The organism is Halovulum sp. GXIMD14793 (assembly GCF_054457435.1).
Genome location: NZ_JBTLNE010000012.1, coordinates 1 through 10,950, shown reverse-complemented (window position 1 = coordinate 10,950; position 10,950 = coordinate 1). Strand labels below are relative to the sequence as shown.

Here is a 10,950-nt window from a genome sequence, read left to right as displayed (position 1 = left end):
GTCTACAATATAGAGGTTAGCGTATGAGTGAAGCGGCACTATCCGCCGATCCGACACCGATGATGGAGATGCGCAACATCACCCTGCGTTTTGGGGGCGTTGTGGCGATCAAGGATATCTCGTTCGATATTCGCGAGGGGGAGATCCGGGCGATTATTGGGCCGAACGGGGCCGGCAAATCGTCGATGCTGAACGTGATCAACGGGTTTTACCATCCGCAGGAGGGCGAAGTTTGGTTCCGGGGCGAAGAACGCGGACCAATGAAGCCGAGCCAGATTGCGCATCAGGGGATCGCCCGGACCTTTCAGAACATCGCCTTGTTTTCCGGCATGTCGGTTCTGGACAACGTCATGACTGGCCGCTTTACCCATATGCGCGCGCCCTGGTGGCAGCAGGCAATCTGGCGCGGCCCGGCAGAGAAAGAAGAGGTTGAGAACCGCGTCGTTGTCGAGCGGATCATCGATTTTCTGGAGATACAGGCCATTCGCAAGACCCCGGTGTCGCGTCTGCCCTATGGTTTGCAGAAGCGTGTGGAACTGGCGCGCGCGCTGGCGGCTGAGCCAAAGCTATTGCTTCTGGATGAGCCGATGGCGGGCATGAATGTCGAGGAAAAAGAGGATATGAGCCGATTTATCCTGGATGTGAATGACGAGTTTGGCACCACGATAGCGCTGATTGAACATGACATGGGCGTGGTCATGGATATCTCGGACCGGGTGGTCGTGATGGATTATGGTCGTAAGATCGGGGATGGCACGCCCGATGAGGTGCGGGGCAATCAGGAAGTGATCGACGCCTATCTGGGGGTGGCACATGACTGATGGAATGATCCATGCGCGTCGGCGCCTTTACAGGCTGGGCGCGATCCTGATGCGGGCTGTTGAACCGAGCAAAAGTATATTGCGGGTCCGCCGCTGTGTTCCGTTGGCGGCGCTGTTGATTGGCTCTGCTGTGCCTGCGACTGGCTCGGAGGAAGCGCGGGGCTTTGTGGCCTTTGCTCTTGAGCGCTGCATTGGCCCGATGGAGCAGAAAGCGCCGCCCAGTAAGGAAGGGATGAAGTTGTCCGCGCGCTCTGTCGCGTTGATCCCGGGGCTGTCGAACACTGCCTTGGCCTATGAGACGCAGGATGGTCTGTATTTCATTTCGATCGACAAAGAGAAGTCGTTCAGTCGTTGCACCGTCGGCCTTCGCAACCCGAACCTTCGCCATATCGCGGAAGAGCATGCAGTGGTGATTGACGTGTTTCAGCAGGCCATAACCGTTTGGTTGGCGGAAAATCGCTATGAGGTCAGCAACCTTGTCGAGGAAGAGACCCGGCTGGAGATTGATCTGACCAGCACCGACTGGCGCGAACCACAACTGCAGATACATTTCTTTTCCGACCCGGAATTGGGGCGATTGCATCTGTTTGCTCAGGATATCAAGCTTGTTGTTGAGGAAGAAGCCGAGGAGAGTTGAATGAGTCCGTTTGTCCTCAACACCATGGAAGTGATCCTGAACGGCCTGATGGCCGGGGTGATGTATTCGCTTGTGGCGCTGGGCTTTGTCCTGATTTTCAAGGCTTCGGGTATCTTCAACTATGCGCAGGGCGTGATGGCGCTGTTTGCGGCGCTGACCCTGGTCGGGCTGCAAACCGGTCAGGTGCCGTTCTCGCATCTGATCAATGCGGTTTTCGGGCTTGAGGTGCATCACTTTGGCTGGACCATTCACACGCTGGTGGCGATCGTTTTGGCGTTTGGCGTCATGGTCCTGTTCGCGTTCCTTGTGGAACGCCTGATCCTGAAGCATCTGGTCAATCAGGAACCGATCATCCTGTTTATGGCGACCATCGGTCTGGCCTATTTCATGGAGGGCTTTGGCGACCTGATGTGGGGCGCGGATATCAAGGTTCTGGATGTTGGTTTGCCCTCGGGCGGGTCGTTCTGGTGGGAGGATGTGACCCGCGAATGGGCAAGTGAGGGTTCCGAGTACTACGGGATGTATATCGACCTTCTTGATGTCTGGGCGGCGATTATCGCGGTTGCATTGGTGGCTGGACTGACGCTGTTCTTCCAATACACCAAGACGGGCCGGGCCCTGCGTGCGGTGGCCGATGACCACCAGGCCGCCCTTTCGGTTGGTATCTCCTTGCGCGCAATCTGGGTGATCGTCTGGTCAATCGCTGGTTTCGTCGCATTGGTCGCCGGGATCATGTGGGGGGCGAAGTCCGGGGTTCAGTTCTCACTCAGCTTGATTGCGCTCAAGGCTCTGCCGGTACTGATGCTGGGCGGGTTCACTTCGATCCCCGGGGCCATTGTTGGTGGGCTGATCATCGGTGTCGGTGAAAAACTGTTCGAGTTCCTGATTGGTCCAATGATTGGTGGCGCGACCGAAAACTGGTTTGCCTATGTGTTGGCGCTGCTGTTCCTGGTCTTCCGACCGCAGGGCCTGTTCGGTGACAAAATCATCGAAAGGGTGTGACCGATGCGGCGCGGCTTGTATGCTATGAACTGGAGGTATCCTTGATGGCCAATGCGGTGCGACGGATAAGACTGGTTCTGTTGGTGGTGATCGGCCTTATGGCGGTTATCGGGATATTCCCTGGGATTTTGCTGCGTCTTTTGGGGGTTGATAGCGTCAATGCCGACAATGACACCATGATCATGATCGCGGTTTACTATGTCGCTGTCTTTATGCTGTTCCTGGTCTGGATGTTCCTACTTGTGCTGGAGCGCCGCATGCGGGACGAAAATGGCTAAGATGCTTGAAGAATTTTGTAATGCGGGTGAAACTTGGGCGAAATAACTGATCACGTGGGGAAAATATGGAAACTATGCTGAATAAGTTCTTCCCGGCCCAAGGGGTCGGAAACATGAAACTGATCGTAGGTACGCTGTTTGCGGCGGCCGTTTTGACGGCTTTGCATCGGCTGGTGGGTGGCCTGGGGTTCATCTACTATCCGCTTGTCGTCATTCTTCTGCTGTTCCCGCTATATGCGGCGGTACATTACTTTGTGCCGCTGATGGACCCGCGCGACCCGGAGGTTGACCGGTTTGTTATCTATGGCTCGGTCGCATCGCTGGTGCTTTTGGGGCTTGTCGCGTTTGGATGGCTGTTCCTGCCGGCACTTTTGCTGACCGGCGGTTTGGTCTTTTGGCGCGTGCCCGATCTGGCGGAGTTCCTGCCTTGGGTCGACACAGGTGATCACCAGGTAAAGATGTAAAACACAATGCTCTATCGTGAAGCAGGCGACTTTAAGACCAGTTACGCCAAGGACAACCAGACCTTCCCGATTGCGTTCGACCGGATCGCGTATGGGGTGCTTCTGATTGTAGCGTTTTTGGCTATTCCGTTTGGAATAACCGAGTATTTGGCCTCGGCCATTTTGGTTCCATTCCTGATCTGGGCGATCATTGCCATCGGGTTGAATATCCTGACGGGATATTGTGGTCAGGTCAGCCTGGGTACAGGCGGATTTATGGCTGTTGGGGCCTATGCCTGCTACAAATTCACGACCGGGTTTGATATCTGGTATGTGACCCAATGTGTTGATGGTACGAACCTGTTGTTGTTCTGCACAGGTGAGGCGACCTGGGATATTGCGGTCAAGCTGCCGCAGTTCAATATCCTGCTTGCGGTCCTGATGGGCGGTTTGACCACAGCATTTGTCGGATTGTTGTTTGGTCTACCCAGCCTGCGGATCAAGGGCTTCTATCTGGCCGTTGCCACGCTGGCGGCACAGTTCTTTCTGGTCTGGCTGTTTAACAAGTGGGAATGGACTTACAATTTCTCGGCGTCGGGACAGATAAGTGTCCCCACGCGAGAGTTTGTCGGTTTCGAGGTCACGGGACCCAGTGCTTCGCCAGAAGCCAGGTATCTGTTCTGTCTTGCCATTGTCTTTTTGATGGCCTGGTTGGCGCGCAATCTGACGCGAGGGCGGCTGGGTCGTTCCTGGATGGCCATTCGCGATATGGACATCGCGGCGGAGATCATTGGCGTAAACCCGCTGAAGGCAAAGCTGAGTGCGTTTGCCATATCGTCCTTCTTTGTCGGTGTCGGCGGCGCGCTCTATTTCTCGGTCTATCTGGGGGCCGTCGAAGTGGGTGAGGCTTTTGGCATTCAGAAGTCGTTCCTGGCGCTGTTCATGATCATCATCGGCGGTCTAGGCTCGATCTTTGGCTCCTTTGCCGGGGCTGCTTTTATGGTTCTGATGCCGGTTTTGCTGAAAATCCTGATGGTCGACACGCTTGATTGGCCCACGGATATTGCTGTGCATATAGAATTCATGATTGTCGGGGCTTTGATCATTACGTTCCTGATCCTCGAACCGCATGGGCTTGCTGCACTTTGGCGGACCATCAAGGAAAAATTGCGTCTATGGCCGTTCCCGCACTAGGGTAGGCCCAACCACCGGAGAATCCGGGTGTTCAAAACAGGGAGACAAAGATGAAATTCAAACGACTTGCGGCGGCCGTCACGGCAACCATGATGGCAGCCCCTGCGCTGGCCGATCTGGTGTTCCCGTCGCTCAGCTATCGGACCGGGCCTTATGCAGCTAACGGTATCCCGTTTGCGGATGGCTATGCTGATTACTTTACCCTGCTGAATGAGCGGGACGGCGGCATTGGTGGCGCAAAGATCAACCTGCTGGAATGCGAGACCGGGTATAACACCGAAAAGGGTGTTGAATGCTACGAAAGCACCAAGGGTGAAGGCGCGTTGATTTACCAACCGCTGTCCACAGGCATCACCTATCAGCTGATCCCGAAAGCTTCCGCCGATGGTATTCCGGTACACTCCATGGGGTATGGCCGGACATCGGCTGCCAATGGCAAGGTGTTTGAGTGGATCTTCAACTATCCTGCCAACTACTGGAACGGGGCCAGCCACGCTGTTAACCACATTCTTGAGATCAACGGTGGCAACATCGAAGGCAAGAAAATCGCGCTGGTCTACCATAACTCTGCCTATGGCAAAGAGCCGATCCGCACTCTGGAAGAGCTGGGTAAAAAGCATGGGTTTGAGCTGACCCTGCTGCCGGTTGACCACCCGGGTCAGGAGCAGAAATCCCAGTGGCTGCAAATCCGCCGCGAGCGTCCGGATTATGTCCTGATGTGGGGCTGGGGTGTGATGAACCAGGTCGCCATTCAGGAAGCGGTCAACATCCGTTATCCGATGGACCAGTTCATTGGCATCTGGTGGTCCGGGTCCGAGAATGATGTGATCCCTGCCGGCGACGGTGCCAATGGATACAAGGCCTTGACCTTCCACGCTGCAGGATCGGACTTCCCGGTATTTGACGACATTCAGAAATATGTCGTTGATGCAGGCAAAGCGGCTGGTGCAGGCGACCAGATCGGCAGCGTGCTTTACAACCGCGGCATGTATGCTGCGATGCTGGCAGCCGAAGCTGCCCGTAAGGCGCAGGAAATCCATGGGACGGCCGATATCAACGCAGCACAGATGCGTGACGGTATGGAAGCGCTGGAGATCAGCGATGCCCGCATGGAAGAGCTTGGCATGCCTGGTTTTGGCCCAGCATTCACGGTGACCTGTGATAATCACGGTGGTCCGGGCCTTGGTGCAACCCAGCAGTGGGATGCCAGCGCCAAGGAGTGGAAGATGATCTCTGACTTCGGCCCGTCCGATATGGAAGTCATCGGCGCTCTGATCGAAGAGGACAGTGCTGCTTTTGCGGCTGAGAACAGCATCGAAGCGCGCTGCAACTGAACCATGTGACCGACCCCGCCGTGCTTTTGCGGCGGGGTTTTTCTGCCGGGACGCCTGACATGAGCGAGACACAGCAAGAGACCCTGCTTGAGGTCAACAATATCGAAGTGATCTACAATCACGTCATTCTGGTTCTGAAAGGCGTCAGTCTGAAGGTGCCAAAGGGCGGGATCACCGCCCTTTTGGGGGGCAATGGGGCTGGCAAGACTACGACGCTGAAAGCGATCTCGAACCTGTTGAAATCCGAACGCGGTGAAATCACCAAAGGCGCGATCACCTATCGCGGAGAGCGTGTAGGGGAGTTGAACCCCGCCGCACTGGTCCGCAAGGGCGTTATTCAGGTGATGGAAGGCCGCCACTGTTTTGAACATCTGACCATCGAGGAAAACCTGATGACCGGGGCCTATACAAGGGGCGACGGGCATGGGGCGGTGAATGCCGATCTCGACATGGTTTACACTTATTTTCCGCGCCTGAAGGAGCGCCGCAAATCACTGGCGGGCTATACCTCGGGCGGTGAACAGCAAATGTGTGCGATTGGCCGGGCGCTGATGTCGCGCCCCGAAACTATCCTGCTGGATGAGCCCTCAATGGGGCTGGCACCGCAGTTGGTGGAGCAGATCTTCGGTATTGTTCAACGCCTGAACGAAGAGCAGGGCGTGACCTTCCTGCTGGCTGAACAGAACACCAACGTCGCGCTGCGCTTTGCGCATTACGGGTATATCCTTGAGTCTGGCCGCGTCGTCATGGACGGCCCCGCAGCCGAGTTGCGCGAGAACCCGGATGTGAAGGAGTTCTATCTGGGCATGGCCGATGAGGGCCGCAAAAGCTATCGCAACGTACGCAGCTATCGCCGCCGCAAGCGCTGGCTGAGCTGATGGAGCGATGGTCCGCCGACTGGACTTGTCCGGCCTGTGGTACCGCAAATAGCAAGGAACTTAATAAGTTTCAGGCTGTCTTCTTTGATGCACTCCGGTTTCGCTGAATTGCAAATCTTGCCGTGCTTCTACGGAATGGCCGGAGAGGGTCAGCGCCCCGGAACTGGATGACGAGATACTGGGAGAATGGATAGACAACGACCAACGGTTTTTCTATCAACAGGATGAGGACCTGATGCTCACCTTCCTCACTTTTGATGTCCTGATGATGCTTTGGCCGCGGGCTAAGTCCACCACTGCCAAGGACAAGGTTCTGTCTGTCATGCTGGTTAAGTTCTATGACGATGATTTCTCATCTAGAGAAGAGCGAAGCGCCTGCGCGGATTGGCTGTATTCGCACCATTCAAACTGGGATCATGATATGGTCTCCCACAACTATGTTCGCCGTCGGGTGAGAAGCAAGCTGAGGAAGTCACATGGTAAACTACGAAGTGCTTGAAACCCGCGATCCGTCGGCGCGACAGGCGGCGCAGTTTGCAGAACTGCGCGAAATTCTTGGTAAGGGACTAGCCACCGCACTGGGGCTGGCTGCGCATCTCGATGGGTTTGATGCAGACTATATTCATGGCCCGGAAGATCTGGCCAAGCTGCCTGTTTTGCGAAAGTCCGAGCTTGGGGCCGCACAAAAGGCGCAACCGCCGCTGGGTGGGTTTTCGGTGATCCCGGCCACAGGGTTCAAGCATCTGTTTATGTCCCCGGGTCCGATTTTTGAGCCGGGTGGGGATAGTGTAGATTGGTGGCGGTTGGGGCGGTTTTTGAACGCTGCCGGGATTGGCAAGGGTGATATTGTGCAGAACTGTTTCTCTTACCACCTGACGCCCGCCGGAATGATGTTCGAGAATGCCGCCAAGGCCGTGGGGGCGACCATTATCCCCGCTGGGATCGGCCAGACCGAGATGCAGGTGCAGGCGGCAGCGGCCTTGGGGGCAACTGCCTATGCCGGAACGCCGGACTATCTGAACTCGCTGCTGGAAAAGGCGGAGGATTTGGGCCTGACCCTGTCGATTACCAAGGCCACGGTTTCGGGTGGGGCGCTGTTTCCCTCCCTGCGGCAAAGCTATGCGGATCGCGGGATCGCCTGCACGCAATGCTATGCCACCGCTGATGTCGGCCTGATTGCTTACGAGTCAGAGGCGCAGGAGGGCATGGTCCTTGACGAGGGCGTGATCGTTGAGATCGTCCGTCCCGGCACGGGTGATCCTGTGCCCGAAGGCGAGGTGGGCGAGGTTCTGGTGACCGCGCTGAACCCCGACTATCCGCTGATCCGATTTGCCACCGGCGATTTGTCCGCCATTCTGCCGGGCGAAAGCCCCTGCGGGCGCACCAACACACGGATCAAGGGCTGGATGGGCCGCGCGGATCAGGCGACCAAGATCAAGGGCATGTTCGTGCGCCCCGAACAGGTGGCGGAGTTTGTGCGCCGCAATGATCTGAGCAAGGCACGCGTCACGGTAACCCGCGAGGGCGAACAGGACGTAATGCATGTCCAGATCGAAGGGCAGGGTGATATCGCAGCCCTTGAGGCGTCGGTCGCCGATATCCTCAAATTGCGGAGCAAGGTTGAGATCGTGGCCAAGGACAGCCTGCCCAATGACGGTAAAGTGATTGATGATCAGCGGAATTATGACTGACACAAACCTGTTGTAACAGGGTGTTGCGTGATGTGAGTTGAGCTCTGCCTGGCCGCATGCACAATGAACGTCAAAAGGTATGGAGGGACCCTTTTATGAAACGCGCCGTTCTGTCGCTGCTTGCGCTGTTTGCAACACCCGTCCTGGCCAACGACATGGCTTTAATCATCAGCAATCCGAATACATCGGGGCGCGATGATTATCGCAGCATCGCGATCAGTCATGAAAAGATCGTCGAATCCTATCTGCAAAAGGGATACCGCGTCTTTGAGGGTGAGGGGATTAACCTTGAGCGGATGCGCGAACTTCTGGTGCAGCTGGAAACCGCCATGGACGAGGATTCCGAGGGTCGGGTTGTTCTGCATTTCACCGGGAATGCGGTGTCCTTTGGCGATCAGGTGTTTCTGGTGCCCGATGACGTGGATACGCAAAAGACCCTTGGCCTGACTTTGAAGACCATTCCGCTGGGCACGCTGATCAGCCTTGCCAAAGCGCGGGAAGACAACGGCGCGGTGGTTCTGGGTATTGCCCCCAGCCCGCGCCGGGCGCTTTCGGACCATCCTGCAGACCTCAGCGCATTGACATTCCCTGAGGATATCCTTGCCATTTATGGCCCCCACCGGGCTGTGACCGACGCGGTGCGGGACGATCTGCTCAAAGATGGCAAGGACGTCGCTGAGGTGGCAGAGCGCAGGCAAAATGTCCGCTTCACCGGCCGGGCGACACCCGGCACGCGGCTGGTCGGCTCTACCCCGGGCGGCGGCAGTTCTGCTGAAGAGACGATGTGGTCGCTGGCCAGTGAATCGCGTTCAGAACTGATGATCCGGGCTTATCTTGAGCGGTTCCCCAATGGCGCACATGCCGATGAGGCGCGGCGGTTGCTGGAGGCTAATCCGGGCCAGTTGGACGAAGAGGCGCTGCAACTGAACCGCGGCGAGCGGCGCGAGATACAGCGCAAACTTACGGTGCTTGGGTTCGATACACGCGGCATTGACGGTATCTTCGGACGCGGCACCCGGGCGGCCATACAGAAATGGCAGCGCAGCACGCGTTTTGAGCCGACGGGATATCTGACCGCGCCGCAGCTGCGCCGGCTGGATCGCGACGTGGAAATCCGCCAGGCCGAGATTCGCGAGGAAGAGCGGCGCGCCCGGTTTGCAGATGATGACTACTGGTCGCGAACCGGTGCCAGCTATCTTGAGGATGACCTCAGACGCTATCTCGATAAGTATCCCAACGGCGCACATGCAAAAGAAGCAAAAGATGAGTTGAAGCGGATCGAGGATGCAAGGCTCAGCCGGGCCGAACGGGAGGATCGTGACGCCTGGAATGCGGCCAAGGATGCCAACACGATCGAGGCATTCGAAAGCTACATCCGCCGCTTCCCGCAGGGGCGCTATGTCAGCAACGCGCGGGAGCGGATTGAAAATAAGCGAGGCCGCGATACCAGCCGCCTGTTGGCCGAGGAACGCGCCCTGGGTTTGAACGGGGCAAGCATCGCTGTTCTGGAACTGCGGCTTGCGACGATGGGCTATAATGTGGGGTCCGCGGACGGCAAGATAACCGACCAGACCCGCCGGGCGATTGCTTCATACCAGAAGCGAGCCAACCTGCCATCGACGGGATATCTGAACAAAGCAACGGTGCAAAAACTGCTTTTGTCGGGGTTCTGATCCGTTATCCGCGACGCATCACTTTAGGAGTATCTGAAACCGCATGGGCCGGGCCAGATACACAAAGTTCAGGACACTCCCCTCGGGCCCACCAAATGGCGGTTTGGCATACACGACCCAGTCGACTTTGCGCAGTGGAGCCATCCATTCGGCGAAGGTGCTGGCATCTGCCAATCCAGCAAGGTCGGCGAAGAACTTCAGCTGTCCTGCACCGTGCAAGGCCATCAGACCTTCCAGCAACAACCTCCTGAACAGCCGTGATAGAACGTGCACATGTAGAAAGAACCCGGGTTCAGCAACTCGAACACTTCCTCGATACTCAGCACGACAGGCAGTCTGCGCGGTTCCGTGCGGAAGTGCAGACACTGCTTCATCTCGGGCTTCTGGCATGTCGTCTCGAAAAGAAGCGCAACCCAACGAGCCGCGCGTTGTACGTTGATGGCGTGACGTTCGTGTTCACCATGTGAAGCTGATAGGCGCGCAGGTCTTCCGCAGTCGCCGTGTCGGGTGAGCGGCTGAAAACTCTGCCAAATAGCGAACCGCCCGAATATGCGCTTTCTGGGAGCTCTCCCCCCAGGCCTTTGATCCGCATATCTTCTATCATCCGTTCGCGCAGTGGCGTGGTCTTTTGATCCACCATGGGATCCTCCTGTCCGTTGATTGAGAGGTCCCAATCGTCAGACAGACGCGCCCATTTCCAAAATCACGATACTCAGATCAACGCGCCAACCTCACCACACGCGCCCCTGCCGCAGTAGCGGCTTCGTCCTCGGGCTCGTTCAAGACCTTCGCTGCGTGCTGGTGAAAGGTCTGCTTCATCCCAAAAGCGGTGTGTTCGGAAAATTAGCTATGTGGCCACTTACAATTATTGAATCCTGTGGCGTTCAGAAGACCTGCTGCCAGTTGAGTACTGCCATGTAGTCTTTACGCTGCCCGCGGAGATCGCGCAGATCGCCCTCTGGAACAAGCGGGCAATCTATGGGCTTTTGTTCAAAGCGT

The 10,950-nt window shown here is 56.8% G+C and carries 12 protein-coding genes and 2 pseudogenes; 12 read left to right on the top strand and 2 right to left on the bottom strand.

The window, feature by feature from the left end:
- Positions 1 to 23: 23 nt before the first annotated feature.
- The 11 genes from ACW9UQ_RS04730 to ACW9UQ_RS04680 all read left to right on the top strand — a co-directional run bounded on the left by ACW9UQ_RS04730 (position 24) and on the right by ACW9UQ_RS04680 (position 9,951).
- Positions 24 to 821 carry an ABC transporter ATP-binding protein gene (locus ACW9UQ_RS04730; RefSeq protein ID WP_458929849.1) on the top strand — a complete coding sequence of 266 codons (798 nt, stop codon included), beginning with the start codon at positions 24 to 26 and terminating at the stop codon, positions 819 to 821.
- Positions 814 to 1,458: a hypothetical protein gene (locus ACW9UQ_RS04725; protein WP_458929848.1), complete on the top strand. Its 645-nt coding sequence runs from the start codon at positions 814 to 816 to the stop codon at positions 1,456 to 1,458. Before ACW9UQ_RS04730 ends, ACW9UQ_RS04725 begins: the two co-directional genes overlap by 8 nt.
- Positions 1,459 to 2,460, top strand: coding sequence for a branched-chain amino acid ABC transporter permease (locus ACW9UQ_RS04720; protein WP_458929847.1), 1,002 nt, complete (start codon positions 1,459 to 1,461; stop codon positions 2,458 to 2,460). It abuts the gene before it with no gap.
- Between the two features lie 44 nt (positions 2,461 to 2,504).
- Complete coding sequence (locus tag ACW9UQ_RS04715) at positions 2,505 to 2,738, top strand: hypothetical protein (protein ID WP_458929846.1); 234 nt, start codon at positions 2,505 to 2,507, stop codon at positions 2,736 to 2,738.
- Positions 2,739 to 2,851: 113 nt separating this feature from the next.
- A complete protein-coding gene (locus tag ACW9UQ_RS04710) occupies positions 2,852 to 3,202 on the top strand; it encodes a hypothetical protein (protein ID WP_458929845.1) in 351 nt (116 codons plus the stop codon).
- A 6-nt stretch (positions 3,203 to 3,208) separates the two neighbouring features.
- Entirely contained in the window at positions 3,209 to 4,375 is a 1,167-nt protein-coding gene (locus ACW9UQ_RS04705) for a branched-chain amino acid ABC transporter permease (RefSeq protein WP_458929844.1), read from the top strand.
- A 50-nt stretch (positions 4,376 to 4,425) separates the two neighbouring features.
- Entirely contained in the window at positions 4,426 to 5,709 is a 1,284-nt protein-coding gene (locus ACW9UQ_RS04700; RefSeq protein ID WP_458929843.1) for an ABC transporter substrate-binding protein, read from the top strand.
- 59 nt (positions 5,710 to 5,768) lie between these two features.
- A complete protein-coding gene (locus ACW9UQ_RS04695) occupies positions 5,769 to 6,587 on the top strand; it encodes an ABC transporter ATP-binding protein (protein WP_458929842.1) in 819 nt (272 codons plus the stop codon).
- Positions 6,588 to 6,822: 235 nt separating this feature from the next.
- Entirely contained in the window at positions 6,823 to 7,086 is a 264-nt protein-coding gene (locus ACW9UQ_RS04690) for a hypothetical protein (RefSeq protein ID WP_458929841.1), read from the top strand.
- Complete coding sequence (locus ACW9UQ_RS04685; RefSeq protein ID WP_458929840.1) at positions 7,064 to 8,278, top strand: phenylacetate--CoA ligase family protein; 1,215 nt, start codon at positions 7,064 to 7,066, stop codon at positions 8,276 to 8,278. Before ACW9UQ_RS04690 ends, ACW9UQ_RS04685 begins: the two co-directional genes overlap by 23 nt.
- A gap of 95 nt (positions 8,279 to 8,373) precedes the next feature.
- Positions 8,374 to 9,951 carry a peptidoglycan-binding domain-containing protein gene (locus ACW9UQ_RS04680; RefSeq protein ID WP_458929839.1) on the top strand — a complete coding sequence of 526 codons (1,578 nt, stop codon included), beginning with the start codon at positions 8,374 to 8,376 and terminating at the stop codon, positions 9,949 to 9,951.
- A 48-nt stretch (positions 9,952 to 9,999) separates the two neighbouring features.
- Here ACW9UQ_RS04680 and ACW9UQ_RS04675 read toward each other — a convergent pair.
- A pseudogene (locus tag ACW9UQ_RS04675) lies at positions 10,000 to 10,305 on the bottom strand (transposase); the annotation flags it as partial.
- A 16-nt stretch (positions 10,306 to 10,321) separates the two neighbouring features.
- Complete coding sequence (locus tag ACW9UQ_RS04670; protein ID WP_458929838.1) at positions 10,322 to 10,591, bottom strand: hypothetical protein; 270 nt, start codon at positions 10,589 to 10,591, stop codon at positions 10,322 to 10,324.
- Between the two features lie 241 nt (positions 10,592 to 10,832).
- Between ACW9UQ_RS04670 and ACW9UQ_RS04665 the strand changes: the two are divergent.
- A pseudogene (locus ACW9UQ_RS04665) lies at positions 10,833 to 10,950 on the top strand (IS91 family transposase); the annotation flags it as partial.